The following is an 18,475-nucleotide window of genomic DNA, read 5'->3' as shown; positions in this document are numbered from 1 at the left end:
AGCCCTGGGCCCGGCCGCAGCCCGGAGGGCGCTCACGACTCTTGCCCGTAGATGACGGCGAGGTTGGCGAAGTCGGTGGCGTCCGGGATGGGGTTGGTGAGGTGGTCCGTGTGCGAGTTCATCACCGACGCGGGGTCGAGGCGGTGCACCAGCCCCAGGGCGTGGCCCATCTCGTGGACGACCGTCGCGAGGGCGCCGCGATCGGTGTTCCGGTCCAGCAGGGCGGTGTAGAGGGTGATCGTGCCGCCGTGCCGGTACCTCTTCCCGTCCTTCCCGCTGAACTCGCCGTCCGTGTCGCGCCCGTCGGCCTTCTGCTCGACCACGCGGACGCAGTTGTCGCCCGCGGCGCACCGGTCGGCGGCGACGGCCTCGACGCACGGCGACGCGGACCAGATCTCCGTGGCCCGGACCACCATCTGCCGGTAGCGGTCGGAGAGCGCGTGGGTCTCGAAGACCACCCGGACCTTGGCGTCACCGTGGCGTCGCCATGGCGTCTCGGGCGAGTCCTGGGGGTCCACGTCCGTCAGGGACGCGTCCCTGGGCGCGGCGCAGGCGGTCGGGGCCGTGTCCGTCCAGGGGCGCTCCGACGGCGACGGCGTGCAGCGGCACAGGGCCGCGGCGCCGAGGAGCACCACGGCGGCCAGCAGCCCGCGGCGGAGCATCAGGGTCGCCGGTCGTCCACCCGGACGGCCGTGCGGACGAGCGGGCGCGCCGGGTTGCCGCCGTAACGGGCACCTGCGGGCACCTCGGTGCCCTTCATGAGGAAGGAGTCGGGGGCCAGCATCGCCCCGCGCCCGACGGTCACGCCGTAGTGGACGAAGGCGCGCACGCCGAGCGTGGTGTCCGCCCCGATGGTGATGGCGTCGAGCTTGAAGGCGCCGTCCTCCATGGAGTGGCATTGGATGTCGCTGCCCGCGTTCAGCGTCGCCCGGTCGCCGATGGTGACCAGCGTCTTCTCGACGATGCCCGCGCCGTCGTCGAAGACCCGCCTGCCGACGTGGACGCCGAGGAGCCGCCACACCAGGGGCTTGAACGGTGTGCCGTTGAAGATGGCCGCGCTCTCGCCGAAGAACTTCCAGTGACGCTCGTGGCGCCAGAACCGCGGGTCGTAGATGGAGCAGAACAGCGGCTCGAGCGGCCGGAACCGGCGCGAGGCGTTCTCGAGCAGGATGGAGGACCCGACGGTGAACAGCGCGAGGCCGACGCCGGAGCCCACCAGCGCCAGCGGGCCGACGTCGTCGGCCGTGTTGATCCCGGCCACCACCACGACGAGCCCGACGAACACCCGCAGCCACTGGGCGAGCAGGTACAGGGCGAGCGTCACCGCGTTGTGGGCGTTCTTCCCGGGCAGGGCCGCCGCCAGCCCCTCCGCGGTGCGCCGGTCGTCGAAGGACCGGTCCCGCTCCACCGTGCGGGGGATCTCGAAGGGGGGCGAGCCGAGGAGGCCGACGCCCTCCCGGACCGGCCCGTCGACCGGGACCATGACCTTCGTCGCCAGCAGGCAGTTGTCCCCGGTCCGGGCGCCGGTGGGGAAGGTGATGTTGTTGCCCAGGAAGTTGCGGGCGCCGATGACGGTGGGGCTGCCCCGGAAGGAGGTGCTCGAGTAGTCGGTGTTCAGGACGGACAGCGCGTCCGAGACCATGGTCCCCGACCCGACGACGGTCAGGTGGGGGTTCTCGTGCTGGAGCGCGACCCCGAAGTTCGAGCCGGTCTGCACGAGCCCGGGCTGCCGGTAGCCCAGCAGCCGGAGGTAGTGGACGACCAGCGAGCTGTCGCCGGCGATCCGCATGAGGAGCCGGTTGTTCGACAGCCGCCACACCGCCCGGTGGAGGGCGTAGGGGAAGCCGTACAGCGGGTAGGTCCTGCCGGGGACCAGCACCGTGTTCAGGAGCCGGGGCACGACCACCGCCACGACCAGGAGCACCGCGAGGCCGCCGACGAACAGCACGACGGAGGCGAGCAGCAGCACGGCCCAGAGCCCCGCGCTGTCGGGGCGCAGGTGGCCGACGGCGAGGTAGGCGTAGTAGTCGGGCAGCACCAGCCCCAGCACGAGGAAGGCCAGTGGTGCGAGCAGCAGGAACCTGTTGGCCAGCACGGCCGCGCCGTAGAGAGCCCGCCGGCGGGTCGAGCAGGGGGCCGGCGGCACGACGTCGTAGTCGGTGTCGGTGCGCCGGGCCGGTGAGCCGTGCCAGTGCTCCCCGGCCGGCACCACCTGGCCGCGGTGCAGCGAGGAGCTGTGCCCGAGCTGGGAGTGGTCGCCCATCGCGGTGCCGATGTCGAGGACGGACTGCTCGCCCACGAGGACGTCGGCGCCCACGGTGACGGGGCCGGTCTGGATGCGCCCCGCCTCGGCCCGGTAGCACCGGAAGTCGGTGTCCTTGCGGATGACGGTGCGGTCGCCGATGGTCAGCAGGTCGGGACAGCCCACGGGCGTGGCGGACAGGATCGTCACCTGCCGGCCGATGTGGGCGCCGAGCGCGCGCAGGTACAGCGGATAGAGCGGCGTGGCGACGAAGAACCGCATGGGGTTGATCGTGAGCGTCACCCGGAGGAACCAGAGGCGGACGTAGGGCAGGCTCCAGACCGGGAACTCCCGCTCGGTCCAGCGCCCGACCAGCAGCCACTTCAGTGCCACGGGGACGAGGGCGGTCACGAGGAAGGTCGCCAGCCCGAACGCCGTCGACCGCAGCCAGGTGGCCACGAGGCCGGAGGCCCCGGCGGCCCAGAGCACCCCGGTGTACAGGACGACGGCGAGGAAGTACGCGTACGCGAGCGCGGCGACCACCTGCAACGCCCCGCACAGCACGAACGCCCCCGTGCTCACCTGCGCCACCGGCCGCTCCGGGGCGGGCGGGTCCTCCGCGGCGCCGGCGGCGTCCTGGGCGGCCGCGTCGCAGGTCCCGGCCAGCCGCCGCACGGAGGGGTGCTGGTAGAGGTCCTGGATGGCCAGCGGCGGGAGTGCGGTGTGCTGGCGGACCCGGGCCGCGAAGTGGGCCAGCACCAGGGAGTTCAGCCCCAGCTCCTCGAAGAAGTGCGCCTCGACCGAGACCCGCTCGAGGCCGAGGACGTCGGCAAGCTCGCGCGCGAGGGCCTCCTCGGTCGGGGTCGCCGGCGGCACGGCGTCGCCCTCCGGGGCGCCGCGCCGGGTCGGTGGCGGCAGGCTCTTGCGGTCCGCCTTGCCGCTGGGCAGCATCGGGATCGTCTCGAGCCGCTCGAGGTAGGCCGGCACCATGTAGCCGGGCAGCCGCTCGCGCAGTCGCCGCACCAGCTCGTCCTCCACGGCCGGGACGTCCCGGCGCGCCGTGTAGTACGCGGCCAGCTCCACCACGCCCGGCCGCGGCTCGTGGGTGGAGACCACCGCCTGGGCGACCCCGGGCGCCTGGAGCAGCACGGACTCGATCTCGGACAGCTCGATGCGGTAGCCCCGGACCTTCACCTGGGTGTCGATGCGGCCGTGGTACTCGATGCGTCCGCACTCGTCCAGGCGCCCCAGGTCGCCGGTGCGGTAGATCCGCCCCGTCGGGTTGTCGGGCATCCCGAGGAAGTCGGGGACGAAGGCCCGCCGGGTGAGGTCGTCGCGACCCACGTACCCGCGGGCCAGCCCCACCCCGGCGATGCCGATCTCCCCCATCTCCCCGGGCGGCAGGGCCCGGGCCTCCTCGGGGTGGAGGATGACCGCGGAGTAGGTGGGCAGCGGGACGCCGAGCGTGACCGGCTTGTCGGGGTGGACCTCGTCCCACGTCGCCGTCACGGTCGCCTCGGTCGGCCCGTAGACGTTGAGGAACCGCCGGCCGGGCCGGTGCCAGCGCGCGACGAGGTCCCGCGGGCACGCCTCGCCCGAGACCAGCAGGAACCGCAGGCCGGGCAGGTCCTCCTCGAGGGTGGCCAGCAGCGTCGGCACGCAGCACAGGGCCGTGATCTGCCGCGCCCGCAGGTAGGTGGCGAGCTCGAGGCCGAGCAGGCTCGCGCCACCGGGCCGGGGCACGAGCGTGGCGCCGACCATCCACGGCACCCAGATCTCCTCGACCGAGAAGTCGAACGCGATCGTCATGCCCTGGTAGACCCGGTCGGTCGGCTCGTAGCCGTAGACCTCGCCGGCCACCCGCAGGAAGTTGCAGATGCTCGCGTGCTCGACGGCGACGCCCTTGGGCCGCCCCGTGGACCCCGAGGTGTAGATGATGTAGGCGAGGTCCTCGTCCGCGCCGGCTCCCGGAGCGGGCTGGAGGCGGGAGTCCTCGGTGCCCGCGAGCGCGTCGCCCGCCTCGTCCAGGCACACGACCCGGGCCCCGGTCCGCGCCACGCGCCCGGCCAGGTGCGAGAGGGTGAGCACGGTCGTCGCGGCGGCGTCGTCGAGGATGTACTCGATCCGGTCGTCGGGGAACCCGGCGTCGAGCGGGACGTAGGCCGCCCGCAGCTTCAGCACCGCCAGCATGGCGGTGTAGGAGCTGACGGCGTGGTCGAGGAGGAGCGCCACCCGGTCCCCTGCCCGCGTGCCTCCGGCGAGCAGGTACCGGGCGAGGCCGTTGGCGCGCCGGTCGAGCTCGTCGTAGGTGAGCGACTCCGCCGGGGCGTCCACCGCCAGCGGGGTGGACCCGTCGGGGCGGCGCAGCCGGTCGCACGTCTCCTCGAACAGCGACTCCATCCGCTCCCCCGGGCGCCAGCGCACCGTGCGGTCCGCCCGCGGGACGAGCACCGGGCCGAGCAGGTCGGCCTGCGTGGACTGGACGGTCATGCGGTCTCCCCCGTCGGACCGGCGGCGGTCACGGCGTCGACGAGCACCCGGCAGGCCGCGGCGACGATGTCGGCGGTGACGTTCAGCGGCGGCAGGAGCCGCACCACGCACCCGTCCCGCCCGCCGGTCTCGACGATGACGCCGCCGCGCAGCGCCCTGGCCTGGACCGCCTCGGCGCGTGCGCCGTCGGGACGCCCCGTCGCCGGGTCGACCAGCTCGATGCCCCACATCAGGCCGCGGCCGCGGACCTCGCACACCCACTCGAGGGATTCCAGCGGCTTAAGCAGGGCCGCGACCTGCTCCCCGCGGGCGCGCACGTTCTCGAGCACCCGGTCCCGGCGCACGATGTCCACGGCGGCGGCGCCGGTGGCGAAGGCCACCTGGTTCCCGCGGAAGGTGCCGATGTGCGCCCCCGGCGCCCAGCGGTCCAGCGCCTTGTCGTACAGGATCACGGCCACCGGGGTGCCGATGCCGCTGAGGGCCTTGGACGCGACGATGACGTCGGGCTCGATGTCGTACTGCTCGAAGGCGAACCACGTCCCGGTGCGCCCGCACCCGGTCTGGACCTCGTCGACGATGAGCGGGATGCCCAGCTCGCGGGTCAGGGCCCGCACGCGCCGGGCGAACTCGCGGGTGGCGGGGATGACCCCGCCCTCCCCCTGGATCATCTCCATGATCACCGCGGCGGGCCGGGGGATGCCCCCGAGGGGGTCGGTGAGCGCGTTCTCCAGGTAGGTCGCGCACGCCGTGCCGGAGGACTCCGGGCTGAGCCCCAGCGGGCAGTGGGTGCAGGAGGAGTAGGGGAAGAAGTGCACGCCGGGCATGCCGTTCGTCACCGGCGCCTTCTGCTCGACGAGCCCGGTCACCGCCATCGCGGCCGTGGTGCTGCCGTGGAAGCCGCCGGCGAAGCTGACAACGTCGCCGCGGCCGGTCGCGGTCTTGCACAGCTTGATCGCCGCCTCGACGGCGTTCGCGCCGGTGGGGCCGCAGAAGTGGATCTTCATCCGGTCCCGCAGGGCGGCGGGCAGCATGGAGAGCTGGGCGGTGACGAAGTCGTCCTTGGCCGGGGTGGGCAGGTCCAGGCCGTGGGTGAAGGTCTCCAGCTGGCGGGCGGCCACGCGCACGAGCTCGGGGTGGTTGTGCCCGAGGGAGAGCACCCCGGCACCGGCGAGGAAGTCGATGAAGACGTTGCCGTCGACGTCGCGGACCAGCGAGCCGCGGGCGTCGGCCACGGCGATCGGCAGGTGGCGCGGGTACGTGCGCGCGTTGGACTCGCGCTGCGCCTGGCGCTCGAGCAGGGCGCGGGAGCGCGGACCGGGAAGGTCCCCGGAGACCGTCGGGCCGGTGAAGCCCTCCTCGGTCAGGGCCGGGGCCGACGTGGGGATGGGAAGAGTCAGGGGCTGGATTGCCACGCGGATCGACCTCCGTCGTCGAGGGGGCGGGATGCTCGGGCACCCGCCGGGGGGACACGCGCCGCCCGGGCGGAAAGGTGCTGGGTCACACGAGCGCGGGCACCTCCGCCCACGCCGCGGAGAAGGCCTCGCTGACCGCGTCCTCGGCGCGGGCCAGGGCGTCCGCCCGGACCACCACGGAGATGCGGAACTCGGACGCCGAGATCATCTCCACGTTCACGCCGGCCCGGCCCAGCGCCGCGAGCACGCGGGGGAAGACCTGGTGGCCCTGCCGCATGCCGAAGCCGCGCACCGACAGCAGGGCGACGTCCTCGTCATGGTCCACCTCGAGGAACCCGACCTGCCCGCGCGCCGCGCGCAGCCGCTCCACGACGGCGGGCACGTCCTCGGCGGGCACGGTGAAGGAGATGTCGGTGCGCCCCGACCCGACGGTGGCGGCGTTCTGCACGATCATCTCCACGCGGGCCCCGGCCCGGGCCACCAGCCGGAAGATCCGGGCCGCGGCACCGGCCGCGTCCGGCACGCCGGCGAGGGTGACCTTGGCCTGGTTCGCGTCGGCCGTCACGCCGGTGACGATGGGTCGCTCCAGCGGCGGGGGCTCCCCGGGACCGTTCGCGGGATCGGGCAGGACGAGGGTGCCCGGCTGCTGGGTGAAGGACGAGCGGACGTGCAGGACGACGCCGAACCGGCGGGCGTACTCCACGCACCGCGGGTGCAGCACCTTGGCCCCGGCGGCCGCCAGCTCGAGCATCTCCCCGCTCGTCAGGGACGGGATCTTCCGGGCGGCGGGCACGACCCGCGGGTCCGCGGTATAGACGCCCGCGACGTCCGTGTAGATCTCGCACTCGGCGGCACCCAGCGCCGCAGCGAGCGCGACCGCGGTGATGTCGGACCCGCCGCGCCCGAGCGTGGTGACCTCCTTCGTCGTCAGGCTCTGTCCCTGGAACCCGGCGACGACGGCGATCCCGTCCTGGCGCAGGAAGCTCCTGACACGGCGCGGGTTGACGTCCACGAGATGCGCCCGGCCGTGGGTGCCGTCGGTCACGAGGCCCGCCTCCGGACCGGTGAAGGCCCGCGCGGTCACCCCGAGGTCGGTCAGGGCCAGGGCGAGCAGGGCGGTGGAGATGCGCTCACCGGCGGAGAGCAGCACGTCGAGCTCGCGTGCGGACGGGAACGACGTCACCCCGTTCGCCAGGTCCAGCAGCTCGTCGGTGGTGTCGCCCATGGCGGAGACCACGACCACGACCCGGCGCCCCGCGGCGCGCGCCTCGAGGATCCTCTGCGCCACGCGCCGGATGCTGACGGGGTCGGCGACCGAGGACCCGCCGAACTTCTGGACGACGAGGGATTCCCGCGGGCGCCGCCGCACCGCCGCGTCGGGAATCCAGGTCTCCGTCCCGATGTCTGGCGCAAATCCTGGTGAGCGACCGTACACGGCCCCTCCTTTGCTCTCACGGAGTACGGGTGTGGTTGCCGGGTGGTTTGGGCTCGTGGTGCGGACACCGGCCCCCCGCCGCTGGAGGGCAGCGCACGTCCGGTGGTGAGAGTCCGGCGGCTCCTCGGTTGTTCGGCCTCGTGGCGATCGATCGATGAACTCTGAAACGCCTGGCTGAGTGAAACCTGAGGAATCTGAACAATTCGTCAGCAAGCGGACCTACCGGACGGCACCCCCGCCCGCGCCGAACGCGGGCACGGTGAGCGCCGTCGCCACGTACGCCCGCCCGCCACGGGTGGTGGTCCGCCAGCGGCCGGTCAGGCGGCGCCCGGCGACGCCGGCGAACACCGGTGGACGCACCCGCAGCTCCGCGGTGAAGGTGCCGTCCAGCCCCGGCCGGACGAGGCAGTCGCCGAAGTCCAGCCAGCGCCGGGTGAGCGGGAACCAGGCCTTGTACACGCTCTCCTTCGCGCTGAACACGAGCCGGTCCCAGGCCACGTCCGGCCGCGCGCCGGACAGCCGGGCCAGCGCGGCGCGTTCCTCGTCGAGCGTGACGAGGTCGCGGACGACGGCGGGGAGCGGCGCGTTCGGCTCGGCATCGATGCCGACGGCGGCGACCGTCGCCGATCGGGCGACGGCCGCCGCGTGGTAGCCGTCGCAGTGGGTCATGCTCCCCACCACGCCCGCGGGCCACCGCGGGGCGCGGTACGCCCAGGCCGGAGCGTCCGGGTCCAGGAGGATCGGTCCCGGCGCCACGCCCAGCTGCACCAGCGCGCGGCGCGCGCACGACCGCGCCGCGGCGAACGCGCGTCGCCGCTCCGGCGGGGCCGCGGCGACCAGGGCCGCCTCCTCGGGAAGGACGGCGGCGGCCGGGTCGCTCGTGAAGGTCTCGACCACGACCACGTCGGGCACCAGGCCACCGAGCAGCCGCGCGCCGTCGTCGATCTCGCTCACCGACCACCTCGCTGGGCCGCGGGCTCCTCCCGGCATTCTCCGCCCGGAAGCCCCCGCCCGCCGGGCACGCCGATCGGCCGGCGACGGATCAGAAGAGGGTGGCGTCCGCGCGCTCGAGGTCGAGCAGGTACCGCTTGCGCTCGACGCCCCCGGCGTAGCCGGTGAGGCTGCCGTCGGCGCCGACGACGCGGTGGCACGGCACGATGATGGAGACCGGGTTGCGGCCGTTCGCGCCGGCCACCGCCCGCACGGCCTGCGCGGTGAGGCCCAGCTCCGCCGTCAGCTCCCCGTAGGAGCAGGTGGTGCCGTACGGGATGCGGGTGAGCGCCTCCCAGACCCGTTGCTGGAACGGGCTGCCGGCCAGCCGCAGCGGGACGTCGAACGCGCGCCGCCGGCCGGCGAAGTACTCGCCCAGCTGTCCGGCGACGCCGGCGAGGGCGCCGTCGTCGCGGGGCCCGAAGACCGCGGCGTCCGGGACGTGCTTGCCGTGCTCCATGTACAGGCCGGTCACCGCCTCGCCGTCGGCCACGACGGTCAGGGTGCCGACGGGCGAGTCCACCAGTGCGTACGTCATGGCGCCTCCTTCGTGGTCACGACGGTAGACGCCGGCACCGACACGTTCGTGAGGCCGCGCCTGCCGGGACCGGCGAACCCGTAGGGTGCCGCCCGTGGATCCCGCGCCCCTGACCCCCGCCGACGAGGAGCTCGTCGCGCACGCCCGCCGCGTCGTCGACGCCCACTCCGACGGCGAGGTGCACACCGTGGCGGCGGCGGTGCGCGACGCCGACGGCCGCGTCTTCAGCGGCGTGAACGTCTACCACTTCACCGGCGGGCCGTGCGCCGAGCTGGTCGCCCTCGGGGCGGCGCGGGCGGCCGGGGCGCGCCGGCTCACCACCATCGTCGCGGTGGGCGACCGCGGGCGCGGGCCGCTCGCCCCGTGCGGCCGGGACCGGCAGGTGCTGCTCGACCTCCACCCGGGCATCCGGGTCGTCGTGCCCACCGCCGACGGGCCGCGCACGGTGCCGGTGGCGGACCTGCTGCCGCACGCGTTCGTCCGCGCCGACCAGGAGCCGCCGGCCTGACGGCCCGCGCACCACTTGACGTCTCGCGCACCACGTGACGCCTCGCGCACCAAGTGACGTCTCGCGCACCACTTGACGCCTCACGCCCATCCTGCAGCACCCGGCCCCCCGGCCCGCCGCCGGGGCCCCGGCGGGTGCTCTCCCAGGGGATCGCCCCGGCGGGGGATGATGGCGCCAGGACGTCGGAAGGAGCCGGGTTGGACGGGCACGCGGGCCACGCACACGGATACGGGCCCGAGGACACGGGCCAGCGCCGCCTCGCCGTGGCCTTCGGCATCACCGCGACGGTCCTGGTGGCGGAGATCGTCGGCGCGGTGTGGACCGGCAGCCTGGCGCTGCTCGTCGACGCCGCGCACATGCTCACCGACGCCGCGGGCCTCCTGCTCGCGCTGGTCGCCGCGTCCCTCACGCTCCGTCCGCCCACGCCCCGCCGCACCTGGGGGTTCCGCCGGGCTGAGGTGCTCGCCGCCGCCGCGCAGGCGGCCGTGCTGCTCGCCGTCGGCGTCTACGCCCTCGTCGAGGGCGTCCGGCGGCTCATGGCGCCGCCGGAGATCCCCGCCGACGGGCTGCTCGTCTTCGGCATCATCGGCCTCGCCGCCAACCTCGTCGCCATCGCGGTGCTCGCCGGGGGCCGCTCGTCCACGCTCAACCTGCGCGCGGCCTTCCTCGAGGTCGTCAACGACGCGCTGGGCTCGGCCGCCGTCATCGTCTCCGCCATCGTCATCGCCACGACCGGGTGGGCCCGGGCCGACGCCGTCGCCGGCATGGTCATCAGCGCGCTCATCGTGCCGCGCACGATCATGCTGCTGCGCGAGACCGGCAGCGTGCTGCTCGAGTCCACCCCGCGTGGGCTCGACCTCGACGACGTCCGCGCCCACCTCCTGGAGCTGCCGCACGTCCGCGAGGTGCACGACCTGCACGCCTCCCAGATCGCCTCCGGCCTGCCGGTGCTCTCTGCGCACGTGGTGGTCGACGACTCCTGCTTCCACGACGGGCGCGCCCCCGGCCTGCTCGCCGCGCTGCAGCAGTGCGTGGCGGACCACTTCCCGGTCAGCGTCGCCCACTCCACCTTCCAGCTCGAGCCGGTCACGCACCGGCCGCAGGAGGGACCGGTCCACCCCTGAGCCCGCGCCCCGGGGCGGGAAGGCCCCGGGGAGTCGTGGTGCCGAAGCCGCTGACGCGTGGTGCGCCGTCGACCATGCTGGGCAGCACCGAGGGGAAGGGAAGCGGCCATGCCGGAGAAGGAGCAGACCCGGACGACGGCGGAGCGGCTGGCCATCGCCCCGGGGAGCACCCTGTGGTGCTCCGACGCCGAGCACCTCGCGGTGCTCGGCCCGCTGCCGGAGGGCGTGCGCACCGTGCGCGGCATCGAGGACGCCAGGACGGCGCTGCTCTTCGCCGACAGCGGCGCCGCCGCCCGGGCGCTGCTCGACGAGCACGGCGCGGAGCTCACCGCCCCGGCCGCGGTGTGGGTCGCCTACCCCTCGGGCAACGAGGCGGACATCAACCGCGACACCCTGTGGCCCATGCTGACCACCTTCGGGCTGCGCCCGGCCCTGCACGTCGACCTGGACGAGACGTGGTCGGCGCTGCTCTTCCGGCCGCTGCGCGACGGCGGAAGGCCCGGCCCGGGCTGATCGCCGCCGCGAGATGTGGCCAGCCCCTCGTGCGCGGCGCACGCCTGGGCGCGTCGCGGACGATAGCCTCAGGCAGTGAGGATCTTCGACGGGGACGCCGGCAAGGTGGCCATCATCTTCCCCGGCAGCGGTTACACGCCCGACCGACCATTGCTCCACTACGCGCGCATGATCGTCCGCGACGACGGCTGGTCCGGCCGCGACGTGTGGTGGCCCGAGCTGCCGCCGGACGGCACCGACGCACTGGGCACGATGGTGCGCGACATCGCCTGGCGCGAGCTGCACTCCGACGCCGGGGCGACCCAGCGGCTGGTCATCGGCAAGTCGATGGGCAGCCTCATCGCGCCCCTGGCCGCCGACATGCGTGTCCCGGGTATCTGGCTGACGCCGCTCATGCGCAACCCCGACGTCCTGGCGGGCCTGGGCCGTCAGGAGGCCCCCAGCCTGCTCATCGGCGGCACCGCGGACCCGCTGTGGGACGGCGACGCCGCCCGCGGCACCGGCCACCAGGTCCTGGAGATCGAGGGCGCGAACCACAGCCTGGAGTTCCCCGGCGACCCGCGCCGCTCGGTCGCCGCGCTGGCCAACGTCGTCGCCGCGATGTCGGACTTCGTCGCCGGCCTCGACGGGCACTGAGCCTCCCGGCGCCGCCCTCGCCCCGCGCAACGCCGGGCGGCGTCCGTACGATGGGGCCCCCGACCTGCGAGGGAGCCCCATGCCGAAGACCGTCACCGTCGAGCTGGACCACGCGCTCGAGCCGTTCGTGCTCGCCCTGGACGTCGGGTCGACGGCGTCGCGCGGCGGCCTGTACGACGCCGCGGGCCGGCCGGTGCGCGGCCTGCGCCACAAGGTGCCCCACCAGTTCCGCACCGCCGCGGACGGCACCTCCGAGATCGACCCCGACGCCGTCGTCGCCGAGATCGCCGAGATCCTCACCGAGGTCACGGACCACCTGCCGGGCCGGCGCCGGGTCGCCGGCGTCGCCCTGGACACCTTCGCCTCCTCGCTCGTGGGCGTCGACGCCGACGGCGCCGCACTCACCCCCTGCTACACCTACGCCGACTCCCGCTGCGCCCCGCAGCTGCGGCAGCTGCGGGGCGAGCTCGACGAGGCGGCCGTCCAGCAGCGCACCGGCACCCGGCTGCACACGAGCTACCTGCCCCCGCGCCTGCGCTGGCTGCGCGAGACCGCGCCGGACACCGTCGCCCGGACGGCGCGCTGGCTGTCCCTGGGTGAGTACGTGCACCTGCGGCTGCTGGGCGCCACCGCGGTGGGCACGTCGACGGCGGCGTGGACCGGGATGCTCGACCGGCGCACCGGCGCCTGGGACGCCGAGATGCTCGCCGCCGCCGGCATCGACGCCGGGAACCTCTCGGAGATCCGCGACCCCGACCGCCCGCTGCGCGACGACGGGCGCACCGGGCGCCGCTGGCCGGCGCTGGCCGGCGCCGCCTGGTTCCCGGTGATCACCGACGGCTTCGCCAGCAACATCGGCGCCGGGGCCGCCGACGAGTCCGCCATCGCGGCGGCCGCCGCCACCAGCGGGGCGATGCGGGTAGTGCTGCACGAGCACCCGGAGACCATCCCGCCGGGGCTGTGGTGCTACCGGGTCGACGCCGCGCGGACCCTGCTCGGCGGGGCGCTCAACGACGTCGGCCGGGTGGTCACCTGGCTCGAGGACACCCTCCGGCTGGACGGCGACGGCCTCCCCGTCGACCGCGAGGCCGCCCTGCTCGCCGCGCCGGACGAGGGCGCCCCGGTGGTCCTGCCCTACCTCACCGGCGAGCGCAGCACCGGCTGGGCGGGCGGCGCCCGGGCACTGTTCGCCGACGTCACGGCCGCCACGACGCCGACCCTGCTCTACCGCGGGGCGCTGGAAGGCGTGGCGCTGACCTACGCCCGGGTGGCCGAGCAGCTCCAGCAGGCCGCCGGACGCGCCCACCGCATCGCCGCCAGCGGCCGGGTGACGGCCGACCACCCGGGGTGGCTGCAGGTGCTCGCCGACGCGCTCGACGCCCCCGTGGAGCACGTGACGATGAAGCGCACGACCCTGCACGGCACGGCGCTCATCGCGCTCGAGGTGCTCGCCCCGGACGTGCCACGCGCGCCGGTCGAGACGGGCCGGACCTACGAGCCGGTCGCCGGGCGCGCGGAGTACTACGCCGCCCGGCGGGCGCGATACCAGCAGCTGTACGAGGCGGTCGTGGCGCCGACGGGGTGAGCCCGGGTCACGGCCGCCCGGCAGCCGGCTGGCAGCAGGTCACAGGTAGTCCCACCAGTCCTTGAACCTCGGCTCGTGGCCGTGGCCGGTGTCGAGCGGGTTCTTCTTCGGGTGGTCGGTGCTGTCGCGGCTCGGGCTGTCCGCCGGGCGCTGAGCGGAGGCGGCGGCCGGCGGCGCGGCCGGCGCGGCCGAGGCCGCGGGGGCGAGCGCGCCGCACACGGCGCCCAGCGCCGCCACGCCCAGGCCGACGGCGGCCAGGCCACGGACGATCCGGCGGTACATAGGACGCTCTCTTCCGCATCGGGCTATGAGCCACATGGTGAGACCTGCGGCTGACAAGCGCCTGAGTGCTCCTGACGGACGGTTCAGGAAGACAAGCCCGTGGCGGGAGCCAGGACGATGTCGAAGCGGGTGCCGGCCCAGGCCCGGCCGGCCAGGTCCGGTATCCGCCGCCGTGGCCACGACACAGCAGTCGGGCCCGGCACGGCGATCTTGGTCCAGATCCGGCAACGCCCCGTGTCGGGACGGCGTAGGGGTGCGCGAGATCCCTGCGATCGGGCACCCTCGGCAGATGACCTCTGCGGATGCCGCCGGCAGCCAGGACCCCGGCCCCTTCTACCACGGCACGAAGGCCGACCTGCGGCCCGGAGACCTCCTGGAGCCCGGCTACAGCTCCAACTTCGGCGAGCGGAGGACGGCGAACTTCGTCTACCTCACCGCCACCCTGGACGCGGCCACCTGGGGCGCCGAGCTGGCCGTGGGCGCGGAGCCCGGCAGGATCTACGTGGTCGAGCCCACCGGCCCCATCGAGGACGACCCGAACCTCACCGACAAGAAGTTCCCGGGCAACCCGACGAGGTCCTACCGCACCCGCGAGCCCATCAGGGTTCTGAGCGAGGTGCGGGACTGGGAGGGCCATCCTCCGCACGTCCTCCAGGCCATGCGCGACCACCTCGACGAGCTCCGGCGGCTCGGCGTCGAGGCGATCAACGACTGAGTCCTCCGCCGGCACCCGGCGTTCCTCCCGGCACGTCGAGCCGGCCCATGACGCTCCGCCGCAGACGTTTCCCGACGCGCCACCCCCCGTGGGGCCGCCGTTCGCCAGTCGGTCACCGGGCGCTCCTACGTTCGCAAGCACCACCCCACGAACGATGGAGACAGTGATGCGCAAGCACGTCCTCACCGGCACGGCCACGGCCGCGCTCCTGGTCGCCCTGGCCTCGCAGGCCGCCGCCGCCGACGGCCCGATGAGCTTCGACCCGATCCCGGGCTCGGCGTACGGCCAGCAGAGCGACAGCTGGGAGGAGCCGCTGCTCGCCCCGGCCGGGTTCACGCAGTCCCTCGTGGCCGACGAGACCGTGCTCAACATCTACGGCGGCTCGACCGACGACCTGACCGACATGAACACCGTCAACGAGACCGGCCCGCACGCCGGCCGCTACCTCCTCCGCACGCACGAGGTCGGCGCCAACGGCGCGGTCTCCGTGGTGGACCTCAAGACGGGCGAGGCACGCGTCGTCGCGCAGGACCCGAGCTTCAGCCGCCTCGACGGGATCGAGTGGACCCCGTGGGGCACCGTTCTCTTCGCCGAGGAGACCGCCGGCGGCCGCCTCTTCGAGGCGCGCTTCGACGCCAAGAACCCCTTCGCCCCGCTCGACGTCCAGCAGCGCCCCGAGGTGGGGATCCTGCGCCACGAGGGCATCGGTGCGGCGGCCGACGGCTCCGTGTACGTCATCGACGAGCTCAACGGCGGGTCGATCTACCGCTTCGTGCCCACGGTGCGCGGCGACCTCTCGGACGGGCAGCTCTACGCCCTCAAGCTCACCGGCCTGAGCGACGCGCAGCAGAAGTGGAGCCAGGCCTCCTACCAGGAGAAGGTCGGCGCCTTCGAGTGGGTCGCCCTCGACATGGACCAGGTCGTCGTCGACGCCGACGCCGCCGCGGACGCCGTCGGTGCCACCGAGTTCGGCCGCCCCGAGGACGTCGAGCTCATCGGGCAGACCCTCTACGTCGCCAACACCTCCGAGGACCGCGTCGTCGCCATCGACCTCAAGGCCCTCGAGCTCAGCAGCTTCGTCGAGGCGGGCGTCAACGTCCCGGTGGAGAACGCCCGCGCCGGTGTCACCGGCTTCAACAGCCCCGACAACCTCGCCGCGGGCCCGGACGGGCGCCTGTGGGTCGTCGAGGACAACTCCCCCTCGGACATCTTCGTCGCAGGCAAGGACAACGACCACGACGGCGCCGCCGACACGGTCGAGCACTTCGCCTCGCTGAAGGACTCGGGCGCCGAGATCAGCGGCATCTACTTCGGCAAGGACCCCAAGACGCTGTTCTTCAACGTCCAGCACCCGGACAAGGCCCTGGCCGACGGGACCTGGACGATCACCCGGCGCTGACGGCGGCGAGCCGGCCGGGTGGCGGAGGCGGCCTCCGTCACCCGGCCGGGACGGCGTCATCGCCCCGGACGGCGCACCCGCCGCCCGGGGCCGCTCACGTCGTCTCGAAGACGTACCCCATCCCCGGCTGGGTGAGGATGTGCCGGGGGTGGGCGGGGTCGGGCTCCAGCTTGCGGCGCAGCTGGGCGGTGTAGACCCGCAGGTACCCGGTCTCGGTGCCGTACGCCGGCCCCCACACCTCCTGCAGCAGCTGGCGCCGCCCGACGAGCCTGCCCCGGTTGCGCACGAGGACCTCCACGATGGCCCACTCGGTGGGCGTCAGGCGTACCTCCGCGCCGGCGCGCAGCACCCGCCGCCGGGCCAGGTCGATGGTCAGGTCGCCAGCCTGGACCACCGCCTCGGAGCCGTCCGACGGCGCCGCCCGGCGCACCGCCGCCCGCAGCCGTGCGAGCAGCTCGTTCATCGCGAACGGCTTGGTCACGTAGTCGTCGGCGCCGGCGTCGAGGGCCTCGACCTTGTCCTCGCCGTGCTGGCGGGCGGAGAGGACGACGATCGGCATCCGGCTCCAGCCGCGGATGCCCGCGAGGACCTCCATGCCGCTGACGTCGGGCAGGCCCAGGTCGAGCAGGACGACGTCGGGGTGCCAGCTCGCCGCGAGGTCGAGGGCGTGCCGCCCGTCCAGGGCGGTGGCGACCTCCCAGTCGTGCGCGCGCAGGTTGATCGCGAGGGCGTGGACGAGGCCGGGTTCGTCATCCACGACGAGCACGCGCGGGCCGGTCATGGCTCCTCCCGGGCCAGCGGGACCGTCAGCACCATGGTCAGTCCACCACCGGGGGTGTCCTCGGCGCGGACCTGGGCGCCGACTGCGGTGGCCAGGCCCTCCGCGACGGCGAGGCCGAGCCCGAGCCCGTCGCTCGAGGTGTCACCGAGGCGCTGGAACGGCTGGAACATGCGGGCCTTGCGGTCTGCGCTCAGCCCGGGGCCGTGGTCGACCACCCGCAGCTCCATCCGCCCGTCGGCGGGTGCGGCGGTGACGGCCACCGGTGCGCCGCCGCCGTGCCTGACGGCGTTGGAGACGACGTTGGCGATCACCCGCTCGAGCAGGCCTGGGTCGGTGCGCACCAGCGGGAGCGTGTCGGGCATGTCGGTGCGCACCGCGTCGAACCCCTCGGTGGCCAGCGGCACGATCTCGTCGAGGCTGGTGGGACGCAGGACCGGCCGGACGCTGCCGGTCTGCAGCCGGGAGAGGTCCAGGAGGTTGTCGATGAGCCGCTCGAGGCGGGCGGTGGCCGCGGCCACGGTGGCCACCAGCGCGTCGGTGTCCGCGGGGGCGAGGCGGACCTCGTGGGAGACCAGCCCGTCCAGGGCGGCGCGGATCGTGGCCAGCGGCGTGCGCAGGTCGTGGGAGACCGCGGCGAGCAGGGCGGTCCGGGTCGCCTCGGCCTGCTCGAGCAGCCGGGCCTGCTCGGCCTGCTCGCGCAGCCGGCGGTGCTCCAGCACCCCGCCGGCCTGGGCGGCGAAGGCCTCGAGCACCCGGCGGTCACGGGCCAGGACCCGCCCCGTCAGGGCGAGGACCCGGTCGTCGTCGACACCGAGCACGGTGTCGGCCGCCTCCGGGTCGCCGACGGCGGCGCCGGCCGCCGCCAGGGTGAGCCAGCGCCCGTCCCGCGTCTCGAGCAGCGCGACGCCGGCGAGGCCGAAGGTCTCGCGCAGCCGGCTCACCAGCGCCGCCGCGGCGTCCTCACCGAGCGCCGCGCGCGCGAGCTCGGCGAGGGCGGCGGCCTCCGCGCCGGCACGGGTGGCTTGGAGGCTGCGCCGTGCCGCCAGGTCGACGACGAGGGCCACGGCCACCGCCACCGCGACGAACACGGCGAGGGCCAGGAGGTTCGCGCCGTCGGCGACGAGCAGCTGCCCGGTGGGCGGGGTGAAGAAGTAGTTGAGTGTGAGAAAGCCGAGCAGCGCGCTCACCACGGCCGGCACCAGGCCGCCAACGATGGCCACCGCCACGGTGAGGGCGAGGAAGAGGAGCATCTCGCTCGGCAGCCCCGCGCCGGCGTGGACCAGGCGCAGCGCCGCGATGAGCACGACGGGGCCGAGCACGGCCAGGAGCCAGCCGGCGGCCGTGCGCGCCGGCGAGATCGGGCGCTCCCGGCCCACGCGGCGCCGACTGGCGTGGCGCGGGAGCGGGACGAGCACGACGTCGAAGCCCGCCGCTCGTCGCGCCAGCGCCAGCCCGGTGGCCGGTGCGACGGCCTGCCGCAGCCGGCCGGTCGGCAGCCCGACGACGACGACCCCGGCCCCCACCGCGGTGGCGAAGTCGGCCACCGCGGTGACGACGTCGGCCCCGAGCACGGTGTGGAAGCTGCCGCCGAGCCGCTCCACCTCGCGCCGGAGCGTGGCGAGCGCGGCTGCCGGCGCCCCCGGCCGGCCATCCTGCGCGAGCACGTGCACCACCTGCATGCTCGCGGGGGCGCCGGCCAGCTGCGCCCCCCGGCGGACGAGGGCCACGCTGTCCGGGTCACCGGCGACCGCGACGACGACGCGCGCCTGCACGACGCCATTGTCGCGCGTCGGCGCGGATCCCGGGGCCGTCACCGGGCCGGACC

Annotated in this window: 16 protein-coding genes; 7 read left to right on the top strand and 9 right to left on the bottom strand. The window is 74.8% G+C overall.

What is annotated here, in order from left to right; translation table 11 throughout:
- Nucleotides 1-32: 32 nt before the first annotated feature.
- The 6 genes from GD970_RS10515 to GD970_RS10490 all read right to left on the bottom strand — a co-directional run bounded on the left by GD970_RS10515 (nucleotide 33) and on the right by GD970_RS10490 (nucleotide 9,107).
- Complete coding sequence (locus tag GD970_RS10515) at nucleotides 33-662, bottom strand: matrixin family metalloprotease (RefSeq protein ID WP_152202841.1); 630 nt, start codon at nucleotides 660-662, stop codon at nucleotides 33-35.
- On the bottom strand, nucleotides 662-4,732 hold the full coding sequence (locus GD970_RS10510) for a Pls/PosA family non-ribosomal peptide synthetase (protein ID WP_226925277.1): 4,071 nt from the start codon (nucleotides 4,730-4,732) through the stop codon (nucleotides 662-664). The genes GD970_RS10515 and GD970_RS10510 overlap by 1 nt, the downstream gene beginning before the upstream one ends.
- Complete coding sequence (locus GD970_RS10505; RefSeq protein WP_452179399.1) at nucleotides 4,729-6,138, bottom strand: diaminobutyrate--2-oxoglutarate transaminase family protein; 1,410 nt, start codon at nucleotides 6,136-6,138, stop codon at nucleotides 4,729-4,731. Before GD970_RS10505 ends, GD970_RS10510 begins: the two co-directional genes overlap by 4 nt.
- A 91-nt stretch (nucleotides 6,139-6,229) precedes the next feature.
- Nucleotides 6,230-7,546 (bottom strand): aspartate kinase, encoded by a 1,317-nt coding sequence (locus tag GD970_RS10500; RefSeq protein WP_152202895.1) that lies wholly within the window; start codon nucleotides 7,544-7,546, stop codon nucleotides 6,230-6,232.
- A 252-nt stretch (nucleotides 7,547-7,798) separates the two neighbouring features.
- Nucleotides 7,799-8,533, bottom strand: coding sequence for a 4'-phosphopantetheinyl transferase family protein (locus tag GD970_RS10495; RefSeq protein ID WP_211489876.1), 735 nt, complete (start codon nucleotides 8,531-8,533; stop codon nucleotides 7,799-7,801).
- Nucleotides 8,534-8,621: 88 nt separating this feature from the next.
- A complete protein-coding gene (locus GD970_RS10490; RefSeq protein WP_152202839.1) occupies nucleotides 8,622-9,107 on the bottom strand; it encodes a methylated-DNA--[protein]-cysteine S-methyltransferase in 486 nt (161 codons plus the stop codon).
- A gap of 94 nt (nucleotides 9,108-9,201) precedes the next feature.
- Between GD970_RS10490 and GD970_RS10485 the strand changes: the two genes are divergently transcribed.
- The 5 genes from GD970_RS10485 to GD970_RS10465 all read left to right on the top strand — a co-directional run bounded on the left by GD970_RS10485 (nucleotide 9,202) and on the right by GD970_RS10465 (nucleotide 13,473).
- Complete coding sequence (locus GD970_RS10485; RefSeq protein ID WP_226925275.1) at nucleotides 9,202-9,615, top strand: cytidine deaminase family protein; 414 nt, start codon at nucleotides 9,202-9,204, stop codon at nucleotides 9,613-9,615.
- 197 nt (nucleotides 9,616-9,812) lie between these two features.
- Nucleotides 9,813-10,739, top strand: a complete 927-nt coding sequence (locus GD970_RS10480) for a cation diffusion facilitator family transporter (RefSeq protein WP_152202838.1) — start codon at nucleotides 9,813-9,815, stop codon at nucleotides 10,737-10,739.
- Nucleotides 10,740-10,847: 108 nt separating this feature from the next.
- Complete coding sequence (locus GD970_RS10475; RefSeq protein ID WP_152202837.1) at nucleotides 10,848-11,252, top strand: hypothetical protein; 405 nt, start codon at nucleotides 10,848-10,850, stop codon at nucleotides 11,250-11,252.
- Nucleotides 11,253-11,327: 75 nt separating this feature from the next.
- Complete coding sequence (locus GD970_RS10470) at nucleotides 11,328-11,888, top strand: alpha/beta fold hydrolase (RefSeq protein ID WP_152202836.1); 561 nt, start codon at nucleotides 11,328-11,330, stop codon at nucleotides 11,886-11,888.
- Nucleotides 11,889-11,967: 79 nt separating this feature from the next.
- On the top strand, nucleotides 11,968-13,473 hold the full coding sequence (locus GD970_RS10465; RefSeq protein ID WP_152202835.1) for a gluconokinase: 1,506 nt from the start codon (nucleotides 11,968-11,970) through the stop codon (nucleotides 13,471-13,473).
- A 39-nt stretch (nucleotides 13,474-13,512) separates the two neighbouring features.
- Here the strand turns inward: GD970_RS10465 and GD970_RS10460 are convergent, their stop codons facing one another.
- Nucleotides 13,513-13,755, bottom strand: coding sequence for a hypothetical protein (locus tag GD970_RS10460; protein ID WP_152202834.1), 243 nt, complete (start codon nucleotides 13,753-13,755; stop codon nucleotides 13,513-13,515).
- 289 nt (nucleotides 13,756-14,044) lie between these two features.
- Here GD970_RS10460 and arr point away from each other — a divergent pair, with 289 nt between their 5' ends.
- Nucleotides 14,045-14,470 (top strand): NAD(+)--rifampin ADP-ribosyltransferase, encoded by a 426-nt coding sequence (arr, locus tag GD970_RS10455; RefSeq protein WP_152202833.1) that lies wholly within the window; start codon nucleotides 14,045-14,047, stop codon nucleotides 14,468-14,470.
- Between the two features lie 166 nt (nucleotides 14,471-14,636).
- A complete protein-coding gene (locus GD970_RS10450) occupies nucleotides 14,637-15,869 on the top strand; it encodes an alkaline phosphatase PhoX (protein ID WP_152202832.1) in 1,233 nt (410 codons plus the stop codon).
- Nucleotides 15,870-15,963: 94 nt separating this feature from the next.
- Here GD970_RS10450 and GD970_RS10445 read toward each other — a convergent pair whose 3' ends face one another.
- Nucleotides 15,964-16,650, bottom strand: a complete 687-nt coding sequence (locus GD970_RS10445; RefSeq protein WP_152202831.1) for a response regulator — start codon at nucleotides 16,648-16,650, stop codon at nucleotides 15,964-15,966.
- Nucleotides 16,647-18,422: an ATP-binding protein gene (locus tag GD970_RS10440; RefSeq protein ID WP_226925274.1), complete on the bottom strand. Its 1,776-nt coding sequence runs from the start codon at nucleotides 18,420-18,422 to the stop codon at nucleotides 16,647-16,649. Before GD970_RS10440 ends, GD970_RS10445 begins: the two co-directional genes overlap by 4 nt.
- Nucleotides 18,423-18,475 lie beyond the last annotated feature (53 nt).

The sequence above is a fragment of the Georgenia thermotolerans genome (genome assembly GCF_009193185.1).
GTDB classification, from domain to species: domain Bacteria; phylum Actinomycetota; class Actinomycetes; order Actinomycetales; family Actinomycetaceae; genus Georgenia; species Georgenia thermotolerans.
This window is presented reverse-complemented; position numbering and strand designations above follow the sequence as displayed.

Excerpts from the sequence above, each read along its gene's own strand:
- GD970_RS10460 (WP_152202834.1), bottom strand. The coding sequence starts at position 13,755 with ATGTACCGCCGGATCGTCCGTGGCCTGGCCGCCGTCGGCCTGGGCGTG.
- GD970_RS10475 (WP_152202837.1), top strand. The coding sequence starts at position 10,848 with ATGCCGGAGAAGGAGCAGACCCGGACGACGGCGGAGCGGCTGGCCATC.
- GD970_RS10510 (WP_226925277.1), bottom strand. The coding sequence starts at position 4,732 with ATGACCGTCCAGTCCACGCAGGCCGACCTGCTCGGCCCGGTGCTCGTC.
- GD970_RS10445 (WP_152202831.1), bottom strand. The coding sequence starts at position 16,650 with ATGACCGGCCCGCGCGTGCTCGTCGTGGATGACGAACCCGGCCTCGTC.
- GD970_RS10465 (WP_152202835.1), top strand. The coding sequence starts at position 11,968 with ATGCCGAAGACCGTCACCGTCGAGCTGGACCACGCGCTCGAGCCGTTC.
- GD970_RS10450 (WP_152202832.1), top strand. The coding sequence starts at position 14,637 with ATGCGCAAGCACGTCCTCACCGGCACGGCCACGGCCGCGCTCCTGGTC.
- GD970_RS10490 (WP_152202839.1), bottom strand. The coding sequence starts at position 9,107 with ATGACGTACGCACTGGTGGACTCGCCCGTCGGCACCCTGACCGTCGTG.
- arr (WP_152202833.1), top strand. The coding sequence starts at position 14,045 with ATGACCTCTGCGGATGCCGCCGGCAGCCAGGACCCCGGCCCCTTCTAC.
- GD970_RS10515 (WP_152202841.1), bottom strand. The coding sequence starts at position 662 with ATGCTCCGCCGCGGGCTGCTGGCCGCCGTGGTGCTCCTCGGCGCCGCG.